We start from the raw sequence: 18,219 nt of genomic DNA on the forward strand, positions 1-18,219 counted from the left end.
CCGCCGCCTATCGACCGGCCGGGGACTGCCGGGCGGCCTCCCCGGCCTGGGCGGCGAAGTCCTTCCGGCGTTCGGAGACCCACCGCTGCGACCGGCGGCGGCTCTCCAGAGCCCCGGTGAAGTGCGGGGCCACATAGCGGGCGAGGAGTTCGTAGCTGCGCTTGGTCTGCTCGCGGGTCGCCCAGTCCTGGGTGTTGACCAGGAGGGTGCCGAAGCCACCGCTCTCGTCGACCATGCGCTGGATCTCCTCGATCGCGTCGTCGACCGATCCGATGATGGCCGTATGCGTCTCCACCGCCACCTCCGCCTCGCGGCCCTCCGGCAGGTTCGCGGGGGCACCGACCGTGTCCTGGACGTACTCCCGGAACCAGCGGGCCATTCCGTCCCTGACCTGGCTCAGGGCCTCCTCGCGGGTTTCCGCGATGTGCACGCACTTGGCGACGCGCCACTTCGACCGGTCGACGGTCTTCCCGTTCTTGGCCGCCTCGTCCTCCGCCGCCGCCCACAGCCGGGCCAGCGGAGGCTCTTCCATGCCGGGCCGTCCCGCGAAGGTGAGGGAGGCCAGTCCGTACCGGCCCGCCAGACGCATTCCCCGCTCGGATCCCGCACTGGCCACCGCCATGTCGAAACACGGCTTGGTGTACGGCTCCAGGTGCGGCCGGGCGTCGCGCAGCTCGAACCAGTCCGTCTTCATGCTGACCGGCTCCCGCTCGGTCAGCAACTGCACCAGCGCGTCGAGGGACTCGGCCATCATGCGCCGCTGGTCTCCGACCGCTATGCCCATCATGTGGGCGTCCGCGGGAGAGACGCCGGCGCCCATCCCGAACATGGCACGTCCGCCGCTCTGGTGGTCGAGCTGCACGATGCGGTTGGCGGTGGTGAGCGGGTGGTGGTACGGCAGGCTGACAACCCCGGTGCCCAGCTTGATCCGGCGGGTCCGTTCCGCGGCGGCGGCGAGGAACACCTCCGGAGAGCTGACGGTGGACCAGCCGCCGGAGTGGTGTTCGCCCACCCACGCCTCATCGAGCCCGAGCTGGTCCAGCCAGTCGATCAGTTCCAGGTCCCGCCAGAACGCGGTCGTGGGGTCCTCGTCGAGCGAGTGGAACGGCGGGATGAAGGCGCCGAAGCGGAGGGTCATCAGATGTTTCCTTTGTCGTGTCGTGAACGCGTAGGAGATGTTTCGAGCCAGCGGTCCAGTTCGTCCGCGAGAAGCCGCAGGTGCGGCTGCCGCATGACGGTGTAGTGATCGCCCGGCACTTCGACGACGTGGCAGTCGCCCGTGAACAGTTCCTGCCAGGAGGCGGCGACCTCTTCGGTGGCACCGTCCCTGGCACGGAAGAAGCGGACGGGGAAGTCGTAGGTCTCCGGGCGATGGCGGAGCAGTGCACGGAAGTTGCGCGCGAACCGCTCGTAGAGGGCGGTCAGGGTCTCCAGGCCGATGTCGGCCGGCAGCAGGTCCATCCGCAGGGCTTCGGCATGAAGGAGACGCAGAGCTTCGGCGTCCCCGCCCGGCTTCCGGAAGAATTCCGCGCCCGGTGTCCATGCCCTGTCGTTGAGACCCGCGAGGTCGCGGGCGAACCAGGAGAGCAGGAGTGCGTCGTCGACGTTCTCGTCGTCCGTCGGCCCCGGTGCCTCCATGAGGTCGATGACGGCCACCTTCTCCACCCTCGGCCCCGCGGAGCGGTTGAGCAGCCGGGCTGTCTCAAGTGCCACCACGCCGCCCATGGACCAGCCGCCCAAGTGGTAAGGGCCCTCCGGGGCGACCGTGTTGATCGCCTCGGCGTAATGGGCGGCCAGTTCGGCCACCGTGGTCAACTCCGGCTCGTCCGGCACCTGGAGGGCGTAGAACGGCTGGTCCTCCCCGAGGAGCGAGGCGAGTCCGGCGTAGCAGAGAACGTCTCCGCCCACCGGATGCACGAAGAACAGCGGAGGTCTGCTCCCTCCGGTCCTGACCGGAACGAGGGCCGTACGCCGCAGTCCGGTTCCCGCGTCGCGGACCGCCTGCGCGAGCAGCGCGATCGTCGGGCGGGCGAACAGGGCGGAGAGCGGAAGGGAGCACCGCAGCCGGCTGTGGATGCGAGCCGTGAGACGCACGGCGAGCAGCGAGTTACCGCCGAGGGCGAAGAAGTCGGCGTGCACCCCGATGGGCGAGTCGGGAAAGAACTCCGTCCAGATCGAAGCGAGTTCCGATTCGACGTCGTCCCGCGGCGCGACCGCCGCGCCGTTGTCGGTGCGCGTCCCCGGCACGGGCAGCGCCGCCCGGTCGACCTTGCCGTTCGCGGTGAGCGGCAGCCGGTCGAGCACCAGGATGTGCTGGGGCACCATGTAGGCGGGAAGCACCTTGCCCAGCGCCTCGCGCAGGTCGTCGGCCGCGTCACGCTGATCGTGCCCGTCCTCCAGCACCGCGTACGCGACAAGTTGCTTGGCGCCCTGGCGCTCGCCCGTGGCGGACACGGCGGCGGCCCGTACTCCGCCGCATTGCAGCAGCGCCGCCTCGACTTCGCCGAGCTCGATCCGGTAACCCTGGATCTTCACCTGGAAGTCCTCCCGGCCCAGGAACTCGATGGTTCCGTCCGGCGTGTAGCGCCCGAGGTCGCCGGTCCGGTAGAGCCGTTCGCCGGTCGTGGGGTGCCGCAGAAACGCGGTGCGGGTCTTGGCCTGGTCGCCGAGGTAGCCGCGGGCGAGGCCGGCACCGCCGATGTACAGGTGGCCCGGCACCCACACGGGACACGGCTGCATCGCATCGTTGAGTACGTGGAACTGCTGACTGCGCATCGGCTTGCCGTACGGAACGCTCGTCCATGCGGGATCGAGCTCGCCGACGGGATGGAGGATCGACCAGATCGACGCTTCCGTCGCCCCGCCCAGGCTCCACACTTCCGTCTCCGGAGCCAGGGTGCGGATGCGGTCGGGAAGGGTGACGGGAATCCAGTCTCCGCTCATCATCACCGTGCGCAGCGCGAACGTGTCGCCCAAGCCCTCACTCAAGGCGTATTCGGTGAACATGTCCATGAGGGAGGGGACGCTGTTCCACAGGGTGACCCGGTGGTCGGCGACGAGCCGCGCCCAGCGCCCGGGTTCGCGGTGGGCCTCCGGCTCCGGCAGGACCACGGCGCCGCCGGCGGCCAGGATGCCGAACACGTCGTACACCGAGAGGTCGAAGTTGAGCGCGGACAGGGCGAGCACCCTGTCCTCCTCCGTCACGCCGAAGCGGTCGTTGACGTCGAGCACCGTGTTCAGTGCGCCGGTGTGCTCGATCATGACGCCCTTCGGCGTGCCGGTCGAGCCCGACGTGAAGATCACGTACGCCAGATCCTCCGGGCAGGCGCCCGACGGTCCCTGGGGTCGCGCGTCCAGCGCTTCCGCCTCCGGCCCGTCGACGTTCAGCCGCACGGTGTGGTCCGGCCACTCGACCCGCTCGGCCACGCCGCTCTGGGTGAGGACGAGTGTGATGCCCGCCGTCTCCATCAGCAGTCGCAGCCGCTCCGCCGGGACCGCCGCGTCGATCGGCACGTAGGCCGCTCCGGACTTGAGCGCGCCTATCACCGCGGCGACCTGCTCCCAGCCCTTCTCCATCACGATGCCGACGAGCGAGCCCGGGCCCGCTCCCTGTCCGCGCAGCCAGTTGCCCAGCCGCTCGGTGTGCGTATCGAGTTCCCCGTAGGTGAGCGTGCGGTTCACCGCGATCACCGCCGTGCGCTCCGGATGAAGGGCGGCGTGGCGGAGAAACGGCTCGTGCAACAGGCCGGTGGGCAGCGGGGCCCCGGTGGCGTTGACCTCCCGGCGCGTGGCGAGATCGGCGTCGGGGACGAGGACCGGTGCGGGGCCCTGCCACGCCCGCTCGTCGTGGCACAGTCCGTGCAGGACCTCGACGTAGGCGGCGAACATGGCGTCGACCATGCCGTCGGGGAAGAGCTCCTCGATGACGTCCCAGTTCACGATGAGCGCGCCCGCGTCCTCGACGACCTGGTGGTCGAGCCACACCTGGGGCGTGCGGATGGAGCTGGATACCTCCCGGCCACCGCTCCCGAGCGAGACCAGGTGCTGGGCGAGTCCGGTGGCCGCCGCGGAGTCTTCCTTGGCCGCGAAGTTGACGGTGCTCGCGAAGACCACGGGCATGGCTGCCCGGCCGGCGCCTCCGCGTACCCGCTGAAGTTCGCGGAGCACCTCGACTCCACTCACATGGCTGTGTTCGAGGTCGTTCCACAGTTGCCGCTGCACCCGTTCGGCGCGGGTGGAGAAGCCGTCCGTCGCGGCGCTGTCGATCTCCAGCAACGTGGTGGCGCTGAAGTTCCCCACCACGTTGCCCACGTCCGGGTGCAGGGGAAGCCGGTTGAAGAACAGGACGTTGAGGGTGAACCGGCTCGATTTGCTCCACGCCGCGAGTACCTGCGCGTACGCGGTACACAGCGCCGCCGAGGGGGTGACGCCGGCCGCCGAAGCGAACTTCTTGAACCGCGCCCAGCTGTCCGCCGCGATGCGGTCCGAGCGGTGGGCGAACGTCGGCCGGTCGAGGGACGCGGGGTCCTTGACCAGGGGCAGTTCGGGGGCGGGTGGCAGCGATGCGACGCGCTCGCGCCAGTACCGCAGAGACTCCTCGTGCAGCGCGGTGCCCTCGATGGAGCGCGCGGTCACCACGTAGTCCCGGTATGTCAGGGGGACTTCGGGCAGAGCGGTTGCTCCGTCGCGGTAGGCGTCCGCCCACTCGCGGAAGAGGAGCGACGTGCTCCAAGCATCGATGATCAGCGCGTCGAGGCCGATGTGCAGGCGGGTGACGCGTTCGTCGACCAGCGTGGCCCGGACGTCGAAGAGCGGCCAGCGCGCGGTGTCGAACACCTGGTCCCTGACGTCCTCGTGGATCTGTCGCAGCCGATGGTCCCGCTCCTCCTCTCCGCACGGACGGAGGTCGGTGGTGGGCATCAGGTAGTCCGGCACCTCGGGGAGCACCCTCTGGTGCCCGTCCTCCGTCATGACGGCGCGCAGCATGTCGTGGCGGGCGATCATCGTCCGGAACGACTCGGTGAGACGCTCCAGATCCACCCCTTCCACGTCCACCTCGATGAAGAAGTACGTCGAGACGTTGCCGAGCTCGAACGCGCTCGACCGGCCGACCAGGTACGCCTGCTGCAGGTCGGTCAGCGGGAACGGCTCGTAGCGGCTGGACTCGTCCGGGACCAGCGTGGGAAGTCCGCCGTCCTCCGGGGCGGGCGAGACGGCCCCTTCGCCGCCCCCGGTCTCCTCGGCCAGCAGTCCGAGGATTTCGTCACCGAGCGTATGCACGCTGCGGCCGTCGAGGAAGATCACGAGGGGGAGCGAGACCCCCAGCCCGGCGGAGAGGGCCTCCTTCACTTCGAGGGCCATGAGCGAGTCCAGGCCGAGATTCTGCAAGGGTTCGTGAGCGTCCAGACCGGCCTCGTCGGCCCCCAGGGCGCGGGCCACCGTGTGGACCAGGAGCTTCCGTACCGCCTCAGGGCCCGAGGGCCGTGCCTGCGCGATCGCGGGCACGGCGGCGGTCCTCCGGTCGCCGGCACGCTGCTCCGGGGGCGCCGCCCGCTCCAGTTGATCGCGGTCCGCGCGCCGGAGACAGACGCCGTCCGCCTCGGCCAGCACTCGACCCTGGTCGTCGTAGAGCCGGACTTCGGCCAGCAGCATCGCGGAGGGGTCGGACGAGGGCAGCAGCCTGACCCAGCAGTGCGTCACGCCGTCGCCGGGACCGCGGTGCAGCAGGAAACGGTCGATGCCGACCAGCATGTACGTGGCGTCTTCCGGGCTGTCCGGGGGCAGACACGCGAAGAGGGTCTGGAAGAGCGCGTCCGTCAGACCGGGATGCAGCCGGTAGGCGTCTTCTCCCGGGCGCGGGGCTCTCATCCGGGCCACCGCCTCGCCCGGGCCCCGGTGGATGTGCTCCACCCACTGCGCGGAGGGGCCCAGATAGAGCTTGCGCCGCCACATGCGGTGGTAGAAGTCGCCGCCGGTGATCTCCTCGGTGAGCCGGCCACGCAAGGCGCTCAGGTCGGCGTCGGCGGTTCGCGAGCCCTGCCCCGGTGTCATCCTGCCTTGGGCGTGCAGGACCCACCGCGCGTCGTCGCCCTGGCCGTCGGCGGCGAAGTAGCGGTAGGACACGCGCTCCTCCTGGGCGTCGTCCCGCTCCACCACCAGGTTGACGTCGGCCTGGGCACCCGGCTGCAGGATCAGGCTCTGCAGGACCAGGCAGTCCTCGACCAGCACCGGCCCCGAGCCGAACAGTTCCCTGCCCGCCTCGAACGCCGTCTCCAGGTAGACCCCGATGTTGACCACCGGCAGCCCGTCCATCACACAGTCGCCCACACACGGGTGAGCCTCGGTTCCGAGCCGCGAGGAGAACTGTGCTGCCGCCAGAGGGGACGGCACTCGTTCACCGAGCAGCGTCGCGGACGGAGCCGGGGACGGGACCTCTGCGGCGGCGGTTCTGCGCCGGCTCGCGCGGTACCAGTGGCGGTCGCGCTGGAAGGCGTACGTGGGCAGTTCCACCAGGCGGCGGCCGCGCCGCGCGTCGTAGCGCTCCCAGTCGACGACGGCGCCTCTGGTGAAGAGGGCGCCCAGGCTGTCCAGGGCCACACGCCAGTCGTCGTGGCGGGGGCGGACCGACGGCAGGAACATCGCTTCCTCCCGCTGCCCGTCGCCGGTAGCGCTCTTCAGGAAGCGCATGGCCAGACCGGTCAGCGTGGGGGCGGGGCCGATCTCCAGGAAGGTCCGGTAGCCCTGTCGGTGCAGCGAGTTCATCCCGTCGTGGAACCGGACCGCCCCGCGCGCGTGCTCGCGGAGATAGCGGGCGGAGAAGGCGTGCTCTCCTTCCAGGACGTCCCCGGTGACGTTGGAGATGAGCGGGATCCGAGGGGCGCGGAACACCACGCCCTCCGCCGCCCGTTCGAAGGCGTCGAGCGCGGGGTCCATGAGCGGTGAGTGAAAAGCGCGGTTGACCGTCATGCGTTTCGCCCGCACGCCTTGGCCCGCCAGTTCCCCGAGCAAGGTCTCGACCGCCTGGACGCTGCCCGAGACCACCACGCTCTCCGGTCCGTTCACCGCCGCGAGCGCCAGCTCGTCCTCGAAGGGCCGCAGCGCCTGAGCCACCAGCTCTTCCGGGGCGAACACGGTGGCCATGGCTCCCTCGCCGGCCAGCTCGTGCATGAGCCGGCCCCGGTGCGCGGCCAGCCGGAGCGCGTCGTCGAGATCCAGGACGCCCGCGACGCAGGCCGCGACCAGTTCGCCGATGCTGTGGCCGAGGACGGCGGAGGGCTCCACGCCCCAGGAACGCCACATCTCGGCCAGGGCGTACTCGACGGTGAAGAGCGCGGGTTGCGTCCAAGAGGTGTCGTGGATGAGGCCGGCGTCTTCCGGTGCCGGGTAGAGCACGGACAGCAGAGGGCGGTCCAGCAGCGGGTCGAGTACATCAGCACAGTGATCGACCACCCGGCGGAAGACGGGCTCCGTGTCGTAGAGAGTGCTTGCCATGCCCGCGTACTGCGAGCCCTGTCCGGTGAAGAGGAAGGCGACGCGCGGCCGGTCACCCGCGCGGACGAGCCCTTGACGGCTTCCGGCGGGCTGCTCCCCGGCCGCGAACTGGGCCAGCCGCTGCCCCATCTCCTTCGCGGAGGAGGCCGTGACCGCCAGCCGGTGCGGGAAGGCCGACCGGCCGGTGGCGGCGGTGAAGGCGATGTCTCCGAGTTCGGCGTCGGTGGCGTTCGCGAGCCGGTCGCCGTACCGGTCCGCCAGGGCGGTGAGCGCCGCCGGGGACTTCGCGGAGAGGGTGAGCACCTGCGCCGAGCGCTCGGGTACCGCGTCGTCGGCCGGCAGGGCCTCGTCCGCGGGTGCCTCTTCGATGATCAGGTGGGCGTTCGTCCCGCTCGCACCGAAGGAGCTCAGTCCGGCGAGGCGGGGTCTGTTCCCCCGGGGCCAGGGCACGCCATCGGTGGGAATCTCGACGGGAAGTTCCTCGATGCCTATCTCGGGGTTGATCTCGGACAGGTGCAGGTGGGGGGGAATGCGCTCGTGCCGCAGGGATTGCACGACCTTGATGAGCCCCGCGACACCCGCGGCCGGCTCCAGGTGCCCGACGTTGGTCTTGACGGAACCGACCATGAGCGGAGCCGAGTCGCCCCGGTCTCCGAGGACGGCGCCCAAGGCGCGGAGTTCCAAAGGGTCACCGAGGGGGGTCCCTGTGCCGTGCGCCTCGACGTAGTCGATCTGGGCCGGCTCGACGGAGGCGGCCCGCAGGGCCTGGCGGACGACCGCCTGCTGGGCCGAGGCGTTCGGCACGGTGACGCCGCTGCTGCGGCCGTCCTGGTTGACGGCTGAACCGCGGATGACGGCAAGGATCCGGTCGCCCTGGGCGCGGGCGTCGGAGAGCCTTTTCAGCACGACGACCCCGCAGCCCTCGCCGCGGACGTAACCGTCGGCGCCGGCGTCGAACGTCTTGCACCGGCCGTCCGGCGCCAGCATGTGGGCCTTGGAGGCGACGACGAACCACTCGGGCGAGAGCAGCACGTTGACGCCGCCCGCCAGGGCCAGGTCGACTTCGCCGGATCGCAGGCTCTGGCAGGCCAGGTGCACTCCGACCAGGGAGGAGGAACAGGCCGTGTCGACCGAGAGACTCGGGCCGTTCAGACCGAGCCAGTACGACAGCCGGCCGGCCGCGAACGTGGACGCGTTGCCGGTGAGGCTGTACGCCTCCAGGTCCGCGGGGTCGACCTGCTGCATCATCGACTGCGTGTAGTCGTACGTCGTGATCCCGAAGTACACGCCGGTGTCCGAGCCCATGAGCCCTGCCGGAGCCTGCCCGGCGTGTTCCAGGGCCTCCCAGCCGACCTCCAGCAGCAGGCGCTGCTGCGGGTCGAGGGCGGCGGCCTCCCGGGGCGAGATGCCGAAGAACGCCGGGTCGAACCGGTCGATTCCGTCGAGGAACCCGCCGCGTCGCGTGGACATCTTCCCCGCCGCGTCGGGATCGGGGTCGTAGAACTGACCGGCGTCCCACCGGGAAGCCGGAATGTCACCGATGCCGTCTCCGCCGCGGTTCAGGAACTCCCAGAACTCCTCGGGATTCTCGGCCCCGCCCGGCATGCGGCATCCCATGCCGACGATGGCGACGGGCTCCGTCATGGTTGCCTTCGACGCGTCCAGTTCCGCGCGCAGCCTGCGGATCTCCCGCAGGCTCTGGGCAAGGACATTCTGCTTTTCGAGGCCGTTCTCGGTCATCGGGAACCTCCTGCGGTACGGGTCGAGGCGCGGACTTCGTCGGCCAGGAGCGCCAGGAGCTCTTCTTCGGTCAGGTCGTCCATGGAGTTCGGGGCGGCCGGGGCGGACGTCGCGGCTCGGGGGGGCGACGGCAGCACAGGATCGGAGCCCGGTGCGACGGACGTCTGACGCCGGGACGGCTCGACGAGCCCCCACAGGTGCGCGGAGAGCGCCCCTACCGACGGGTGCTCGAACATGACGGGGGCCGGCAGTTTGCGTCCGAATCCGGCTTCGAGCCTGTTGCGCACGCGGGCGGCGAGCAGCGAGTCCATACCCATCTGGAAGAAGCCCGCATCGAGGTCGACGCGGTCCGGGGGCATCGACAGCACATCGCACACGGCATCCCGTACGAAGCGGGTGACCGCTTCGGGGCGCTCGGCCTCCGCCATGGCCGTCAGACGGTCGAGCAGTTCCGCGGTCGGCCCCGTTTCCGGCCGGTCCGGCTGCTGGGGGGCCGGAGCGACCGACTGGGGCGAGGCGGTCGGCGCGGGCCGCTCCCCGGCCTCCCGGAACCAGAACCGTTCGTGTTGCCAGGCGTACCCAGGAAGCGGGACCGGGCGGGAACGCGGCGGCCGTACCCGTTCCTCGGCGGGCACCGGGATGCCCTGTGTGCGCAGCGCGCCGAGTATTTCGAGCATGCCGTGGCTCTCGGGCTCGTCCCTCCGCATGGCGGGCAGCGCCAGCCCCTCGCGCCCGGCGGACTCGAAGCCCTGCTCGACCGCGGACAGGAGAGTGGGGTGCGGACTCATCTCCATGAACACGCCGTGTCCCTCGCCGATGAGGGTCCCCAGGGCGTCCCAGAACAGCACGGGCTCGCGGAGGTTGCGGAGCCAGTAACCGGCGTCGAAGTCCGAACCGTCGGACCACATTCCGGTGACGGTCGAGAGGATGGGGACGCGGGATCGACGCGGCGTCAGCCCCGCCAGGTCGGCGAGGAGCTCGTCCCGCAGAATGTCGACCTGGGGGCTGTGCGAGGCGACGTCCACCTTCACGGGCCGGCAGAACACATTGCGCTCGCGGAGTTCCTCCGCGAGCTCGACCAGGGTCGACGGGTCACCCGACAGCACCGTGGACGTCGGACTGTTGCTGACGGCCACGGACACCTTGTCGTGGAGTCCTTCGACGAGCCGCCCCGCGTCCTCCCGGGGCAGGGCTACCACCAGCATGGCGCCTTGGCAGCTGATGCGGCGCAACAGGGCGCTGCGTCGGCAGATCACGCGGGCGGCGTCCTCCAGGGTGAGCGCTCCGGCCACGTGGGCGGCAGCGACCTCCCCCATGCTGTGACCGACCACCGCGTCAGGTTCCAACCCGAAGGAACGACATCGCGCGGCGAGTCCGACCGCGACAGCGAAGAGGGCGGGCTGGATCATGTCGATGCGGTCGAGCCGGGCATTGCCGTCGAGCCGCAGCACCTCGTCGATGATCGAGCGGCCACCCAGCCACTCGCGCATCACGTGGTCGCATTCGGTCACGGCCTCACGGAAGGCCGGACAGGTACGCAGCAGTTCACGGCCCATGCCGGCGCGCTGGGATCCTTGCCCCGGAAAGACGAAAACGGTCCGGTCCGCGATGGAGTTCGACGCCCGTCCGGTGACGACTCCGGCCGGCTCCTCCCCGTCGAGCCACCGCGTCAGCCGGTCTGCCGCCTCGACGTGCGAGCCGGCCACGACCGCGAGCCGGTGCTCGTGCAGGGACCTGCGCACGGTCGCGGTGTGCACGGTTTCCGCGAAGGAGTGGCGCTGCCCCTCGGCCGACAGCAGATGGTCGCGGTAGGCCCGGGCCATGGGCACGAGTGCGTTGGCGGTGGCCGTGGACACCGGCAGGAGCCAGGGGCCCTCTTCGGCCGCGGAATCGCTGTCCGGGGCTCCGGTGTCCGCCGGGGCGGGGCCGAGAACGACATGCGCGTTGGTGCCGCCCGCCCCGAACGAGCTGATCGCCGCGTGGCGCTGGTCGTCGGGTACGTCCCAGGACCGCAGGGACGTCGGTATGGACAGCCGGGTGCCGTCGAGATCGATGTGTGGGTTGAGGGTGGAGAGGTGCAGGTGCGGTGCGATCGCGCGGTGATGGATGCTCAGGGCCGCCCGGATCAGGCCGGCCATGCCGGCCCCCGCCTCCAGGTGGCCGATGTTCGTCTTCACCGAGCCGAGCGAGCACGGCGCCGCACCGGCGCTCGTGTCCCCGTAGACCGCGCTCAGGGCCTCGACCTCGATCGGGTCGCCCAGCACCGTTCCGGTGCCGTGGGCCTCCAGCAGGGTCACCTGGGAGGGTTCGATCCGCGCGTTGCGCAGCGCCTGTGTGATCACGGCACGCTGGGCTCGCCCGTTGGGGGCGGTCAGACCGTTCGTCAGGCCGTCCTGATTGACCGCGGACCCGCGGATCACCGCCCAGATCCGGTCCCCGTCCGCCTCCGCGTCGGAGAGCCGTTTGAGGACCAGTACGCCGACCCCCTCGCCTCGGGCGTAACCGTTGGCCGTGGCGTCGAAGGTCTTGCACCGGCCGTCCGGTGCGAGGGGCAGTCCCTTGGCGTGCGCCAGGGCCAGACGGGGCGACAGGATGAGGTTGATCCCGCCGACCACGGCGGTGTCGCAGTCCTGGCCGCGCAGGCTCTGGCAGGCGAGATGCACCGCCACGAGCGAGGAGGAGCAGGCGGTGTCGACCGTGAGGCTGGGGCCGCGCAGATCGAAGAGGTAGGAGAGACGGTTGGAGATGATGCAGTTCGTCCCGCCGACCACGGTGTACGTGTCGATCCCGGCGGCGTCCTCCAACTGGAGTTGGAGGTAGTCGGAGGCGTTGGCGCCCACGAAGACGCCGGTCTGACTCTCCCTGAGCGCCTCCCGGGTGAGCCCCGCCGACTCCATCGCCTCCCAGGCCACTTCGAGGAAGTGCCGCTGTTGCGGATCCATCCGGGCCGCCTCGCGCGGCGAGATGCCGAAGAAGTACGGGTCGAATCCGTCGACCTCGTCGATGAAGCCCCCGTACGCCGGCGCCACGTCTTCGGCGCGCTGCGTCCGGCGCAGGTCCCAGCGGTCCCGGGGCACCTCCCCAATGGTGTCGACGCCCTCCGACACCACCTTCCACAGGTCGGCGGGCGATGCCACGCCTCCGGGCAGCCGGCAACTCATGCCGACGATCGCGATGGCTTCCCGCTTCTGGCGCTCCAGCACGTCGATCTTCCCGCGCAGTTGCCGAACGGCCGCGAGGGCCTTGGCGACGGGGGTTTCGGGGGCAGCCGTGGACCCGCTCGGGGTCGCACGAGAGGTGCCGCTCATCAGATGGTCTCCATACGCTCGTTGAGCTCAGCGAGTTCGTTTTCGAGGAGTTCTTCGGGGGTCGCGGCGGAAGGCTGCGCCGGTTCGTCGCCGCCACGTCTCCGTGCGGGCGGGACCGGAGGCGGGGGGCCGGCGACGGCCTCGTCCTGGAGGCCCAGCTTCTCGGCGAGGAACGGAACGATGTCGCGGACCGTCGGGTAGTTCCAGATCAACGTGGCCGACAGAGGGACCCCGAAGGCCCTTTCGAGACGGTTGCGCAGTTCCTGGGACATGAGGGAGTCGATCCCGAGGGCCTTCAGTGGTCGGGCCGGGTCGATCCGGCGCACGGGGAGCTTCACCACGTGGGCGATGTTCTCCCGGACGGAGGATTCGATCGCCGCTCGGCGTTCCGGGCCCGGGGGAAGTGACGCGAGGAGAGTCCGCAGCTCATCGGCCGGGGCCGTCGGGGTGCCCGCCGCCCCTTCGTCCGTGCCGGTGGAGCGCGGTGCGGCCATGACCGGTACGGATGCCAACCGTACGATCCGCAGCCCGGCGACCTCCGCGAGCGGAGTGCCGTCGGGGGCGTACACCCGGACGTCGACTTCTCGTCGGGCGTCACCGTCGCCACGGCTGACGGCGTGCGCCCACACCTCTCCCCGGATCGTGCCGAACACCGTCACCCGGCCGATCCCTTCGCTGAGGAATCCGCCTTCCATGCGCCACTCGGTCCCGAGCAGCGGTGCGACGGCCGCTTGCAGCGCGGAGTCCAGGAGGGTGGGGGACACGAGGTAACCGGCGACGTGTCGCTGGGCCTGGGTGTCGGCCCCGATCCTCGCCAGACTCTCGGTGGCGGAGCGAGCCACGTGGCTGATTCCCCTGTACGCGGGCCCGTAGCCCAGGCCACAGTCGGCCAGGTACCGGTAGTAGGCGGAGCCGTCGGCGGATTCGGGCATCCGCTCGGACAGGCCGCCGATGTCGACGCGTTTCGGAGGTCTGTTCCGCGCCGGGGCCGACACCGACGCCTGACCCACACAGACCGGACCGTTCTCGGTCAGGTGGAAGAAGCGGATGCGCGCCCCCTCCGGCCGTGTGCCTTCCAGCACCACTTGGATCGGACGGGGGGCGTCCTCGGTGAGGATCACCGGCTGCTGGAAGAGGACGTCGGACAGGTCGTGCCCGTGGTCGCCGAACACCTGGCGCACCGCCGCGAGTCCCATCTCGACGAAGGCCGCGCCCGGCACGAGAGCGGCCCCGCCGATCCGGTGGTCCCCCATGCCCGCCGTCCCGACGCCGAGGTTCACCTGCCAGTAGTGGGTGCCCGGCTGGATGGCCGAGTCGATACGGCCGCCGAGCAGCCCCCGGGACGGCCCGGGGGCCGTTCCGCGATTCCGGCTGGATGCCCCGTGCCAGAAGCGCTCCCGCTGCCACGGGTAGTGCGGCAGTTTCCGGCCTCGCCGTGCGGGGGTGAGGGCGCGGTCGACGCGCGTCGCTCCGCCCAGGGTGTGCAGTTGTCCGAGAGACGTGAGCAGGGTGTCCCGCTCGTTCGCGTTGCGACGGAGCGAGGGGAGCACCATCGCTCCCTGGCCGGCTTCGGCGGCGACTTGGTCGACGGCGGGCAGCAGGATGGGATGCGGGCTCATCTCCACGAAGACCTCGATGCCTTCGCGCACCAGACGGGCGATCTGGTCGCCGAAGAGCACGGGCTCGCGGAGGTTGTCGGCCCAGTAGTCCGCGGTCATCTCCGGGCCGGCCGTCACCGTACCGGTGACGGTCGAATAGACCGGTACCGTCCCGGGCCGGGGAGTGAGTCCGTCGAGCACGGCGAGCAGATCGGGCCGCAGCGGGTCCATCTGGGGGCTGTGCGAAGCCACGTCCACCTTGACCCACCGACAGAAGATCTTGTCGGCCTCCAGGCGCACGGCGAGATCGGCCAGAATCTCCTTGTCGCCGGAGAGCACCGTGGACCGGGGGCTGTTGTTGACGGCGACCGAGACCAGGTCCTCCAGGCCGAGGAGGAGTTCGCGCGCCTCGGCCACGGTGAGCTCGACGGCGAGCATCGCGCCTTGCCCGCTGGCGCGGCGCAGGAGGCTGCTGCGCAGACAGATGATCCGGGCCGCGTCCTCGACGCTCAGCACCCCCGCGACGTGGGCTGCCGCGACCTCTCCCATGCTGTGGCCGACCACCGCGTCGGGCTCGACGCCCCAGGAGCGCCACAGGGCCGCGAGCGCGACCTCGACCGTGAACAGCACGGGCTGCACGACGTCGATGCGGTCCACCGTCAGTTCCGTGTCGAGTGAGGCCAGTTCGGACTCGATCGACCAGCCGAGGTGGACGCGGGCCGCCGCGTCGCACGCTCTGACGGCGGCACGGAACACCGGTTCCGTGCGCATGAGTTCTCGCCCCATACCGGCCCATTGGGAACCCTGGCCCGGGAAGACGAAGGCGATTCGGGGCCTGCTCTCCGCGGCACGGTCGGAGACGTACAGATCCGGTGTGTCCTCGCCGCGGGCGTGGGCTCTCAGGGCTTTGGCGAGTTCCGCTTCGGACTTCGCCGGGATCGCGAGCCGGTACGGGTGGTGGGCTCTGCGCAGTGCGGCGTGTGCCAGTGCCGGCAGGCCGCCGGTGCGGGTCTCCGTGTCCGGGCCGGGGGTGGCCAGGCGGTCGGCGACAGCGCCGGCGAGGTCGCCCAGGGCTTCGGGGGACTTGGCGGACAGGGTGAACAGCTCGCTGACGGGCTCGTCCCGGGTGTCCGGCAGTCGCACCTTCACGCCGAGCCGTCCGAGCGCGTCCAGGGTCTCGATCAGCCCGGTACGGTCGTCCGGTCCACGCCGCATGGTGGTCATGACCGTGGCGGTGCGTCCCAGGTCGTCGACGCTCTGCTGGAGGGCCGACGAGAGCACCGGGTTGGTACTTATCTCCAGCAGGACATCGAACTTCTGACCGAGCAGGTACCCGGTCGCGTCGGCCAGTCGCACCTGGTCGCGGAGATTTCTCACGAAGTAGGCCGGGTTCACGTCTCGCCAGTCGAGGGGCGTACCGGTCACCGAGGAGATGACGGGGATACGACCGGGTCCCGCAGTCAGTCCGGCAAGCGCCTGCTCCAAGTCGGCCATGATGGGGTCGATCGCCGGGCCGTGGGCGGGCAGATCGACGCGGATCATGGCGCAGAGCACCTTCTCCGACTTCAGCTGGGCGACGAGTTCGACGAGTTCGGCGCGGTCGCCGGCCAGTCCCGTGGTACGCGGGCCGTTGTGGGTCGCGACGCATATGGAGGAGTTCGTCGCCGCGAGACGTCGCTCCATCGTGGCCGCAGAAAGCTCGACGACAGCCATCCCGCTGTCCGGGTTCGCCACCCGGCGCTGCTGGTCGCTGTAGTGGTGCACGAGTCGCACGGCCGTGGGCAGATCGAGCACACCGGCGATGACGCACGCGGCGATCTCTCCGAGGCTGTGGCCGACGACCGCGTCGGGACGCACACCGGCGGCCTCCAGCCACGCGGCCATGCCTACCTGGATGGCGAAGACGATGGGTTGCATGACACCCACGTCGTCCGTGCGGGCACGGTCCTCGTCCAGGAAGAGTTCCTCGACCAGTGACCACCCCGTGTAGCGGGCGAGTTCCCGGTCGCAGCCCTCCAGGACCGAGCGGAAGACCGGTTCGGTGCGGAAGAGGTTTCGGGCCATGCCCACCCACTGCTGGCCGTACGGCGAGCAGACGAAGGCGATCCGGGGGCGCCCCGGGATGCTTCGTGCGGAGTTGTCGGCGAGCAGGACCGGGGCCGGCTCATGGTGCCCCTCGACCACCACGTGGACGTTGGTACCGCCCCAGCCGAAGGCGCTCACCCCGGCGAAAAGCTCTCCGTCCTCCGGCCAGTCCTCGGCCGCCGTCGGAACCTTGAGCCGCAGTTCGTCGAAGGGGATGTGCGGGTTCGGGTTTTCGAAGTGCAGGTTCTGCGGCACTCGCCGGTGTTTCAGCGTCAAGGCCGTCTTGATGAAACCCGTGATACCCGCAGCCGCCTCCAGGTGCCCGACGTTGGTCTTCACGGAACCGATGCGTAGCGGGCTGCCTTCCGGGCGGCGCACTCCGAGCACCGCGCCGAGAGCCATGGCCTCGATCGGGTCACCCAGCGCCGTACCCGTGCCGTGCGTCTCCACGTAGTGCACCAGCGCCGGGTCCACGCCGGCGCGACGGTAGGCGGACCTCAGCACCTCTTCCTGCGCCGCCGGGTTGGGCGCGGTCAGCCCGTTGCTGAGTCCGTCGTTGTTGGTGGCGGTGCCGCGGATCGTGCACCAGATGTCGTCCCCGTCCGCCAGGGCGCGGGAAAGCGGCTTGAGGACGACGACTCCGCATCCCTCGCCCCGGCCGAAGCCGTCCGCCCGTTCGTCGAACGCCTTGCACCGGCCGTCCGGCGACAGGCCACCGAACTTGCTCAGGGACACCATGGTCTCGGGGCTCAACAGCAGGTTGACGCCCCCGGCGATGGCCATGGACGACTCACCGCTCCAGATGCTCTGACAGGCGAGGTGCAGGGCCAGCAGGGAGGACGAGCAGGCCGAGTCGAGTACGACGCTGGGGCCGCGCAGCCCGAGGGTGTACGAAAGCCGATTGGCGACCATATTCAGGGCCTGCCCCGTGGCGGAGTGGGAGGACAGGTCTCGGGGGCCACCGGAAGCGAGGTCGCGGTAGTCGTGCCAGATCGCCCCGGCGAACACGCCGGTGTCGCTTCCGGCGAGGATGCTCTCCGTGACGGATGCGTCCTCAAGCGCCTCCCAGGCTACTTCCAGAAAAACTCTTTGTTGCGGGTCCATTTCTTGGGCTTCTCTGGGAGAGATCCCGAAGAACAGTGGATCGAATTCATCTATGCGACCGTCCAGGAATCCGGCTTCGGTGGTCGTCATTTCCTCCAGGAGCTCGGGAATCGCGCCGTCAGGAGACCCGATCTCCCATCTCCCTTCAGGGACCGGGCGGACCGCGTCGATACCCGTTTCCAGCAGGCGCCAGAATTCGTCGAGGTTGCGTGCGCCGGGCAAACGGCAGGCCATGCCGACGACCGCGACGGGCTCGTCCCGGCGGCCCGCGCCCGCGGTCGTGGGCGACTTCGTCTCCGTCGCCGGTTCGGCGCCCTCGCCCGACACCACCCGGTCGGCCAGCGCTTCGATGGTGGGGTGCGCCCACAGAAGAGCAGGCGACCAGTGCTTTCCGGTCAGGCGGGACAGGGTTGCCATGAGGCTAGTGGCCCGCATCGAGTCCATCCCCGCCCGGGCGAAGAGTTCGTCGTCGCGAACCTCGCCGACCGGCCTGCCCACCAGGGCGGCGACCTCGGTGCGGAGCCAGGCGGAGACACCTCCACGCGTATCCAGGTCCGTGCCGGCCGCTGCCCTCTCGGTATCGCCAAATGCCACCGTTCCCCCGTCCTCGACGACGCGGGCACCCAAAAGGTCGGCAGGGAATTGATGTCCACCGAATCTGAGGAGATTTCGGATGGATCCACCCCGCCACCTGCGGATGCCCTGCCTCACCTGCATGGTCTACGCGAGAGACATTACGTAGGCAGATCTTCATAAGTCAAGGTGCTTTACTCGCGGTCAGCGCATGCGCATTTGGACTATTCGATTCCGCCGGATTTGCCGCCATTCGCCAAGGCGTTCGGTTTCGGTGCGGACGACCTGGACTACGCACGGTTATCTGGACTCTTGAATTC

At 70.2% G+C, this 18,219-nt stretch carries 4 protein-coding genes; all 4 read right to left on the minus strand.

Annotation, left to right across the window (positions count from 1 at the left end; translation table 11 throughout):
* Positions 1-7: 7 nt before the first annotated feature.
* Genes ACWD3D_RS02825 through ACWD3D_RS02840 form a run of 4 tightly spaced genes read right to left on the minus strand, consistent with a single transcriptional unit; the run spans position 8 to position 17,920 of the window.
* On the minus strand, positions 8-1,138 hold the full coding sequence (locus ACWD3D_RS02825; protein WP_451459122.1) for an LLM class flavin-dependent oxidoreductase: 1,131 nt from the start codon (positions 1,136-1,138) through the stop codon (positions 8-10).
* Positions 1,138-9,231, minus strand: a complete 8,094-nt coding sequence (locus ACWD3D_RS02830; protein WP_451459123.1) for a hybrid non-ribosomal peptide synthetase/type I polyketide synthase — start codon at positions 9,229-9,231, stop codon at positions 1,138-1,140. The genes ACWD3D_RS02825 and ACWD3D_RS02830 overlap by 1 nt, the downstream gene beginning before the upstream one ends.
* A complete protein-coding gene (locus tag ACWD3D_RS02835) occupies positions 9,228-12,539 on the minus strand; it encodes a type I polyketide synthase (protein WP_451459124.1) in 3,312 nt (1,103 codons plus the stop codon). Before ACWD3D_RS02835 ends, ACWD3D_RS02830 begins: the two co-directional genes overlap by 4 nt.
* Positions 12,539-17,920, minus strand: coding sequence for an acyltransferase domain-containing protein (locus tag ACWD3D_RS02840; protein ID WP_451459125.1), 5,382 nt, complete (start codon positions 17,918-17,920; stop codon positions 12,539-12,541). The genes ACWD3D_RS02835 and ACWD3D_RS02840 overlap by 1 nt, the downstream gene beginning before the upstream one ends.
* Between the last annotated feature and the right edge of the window lie 299 nt (positions 17,921-18,219).

It is taken from the genome of Streptomyces sp. NPDC002690, from assembly GCF_053592415.1.

Excerpts from the sequence above, each read along its gene's own strand:
- ACWD3D_RS02825 (WP_451459122.1), bottom strand. The coding sequence starts at position 1,138 with ATGACCCTCCGCTTCGGCGCCTTCATCCCGCCGTTCCACTCGCTCGAC.
- ACWD3D_RS02835 (WP_451459124.1), bottom strand. The coding sequence starts at position 12,539 with ATGAGCGGCACCTCTCGTGCGACCCCGAGCGGGTCCACGGCTGCCCCC.
- ACWD3D_RS02830 (WP_451459123.1), bottom strand. The coding sequence starts at position 9,231 with ATGACCGAGAACGGCCTCGAAAAGCAGAATGTCCTTGCCCAGAGCCTG.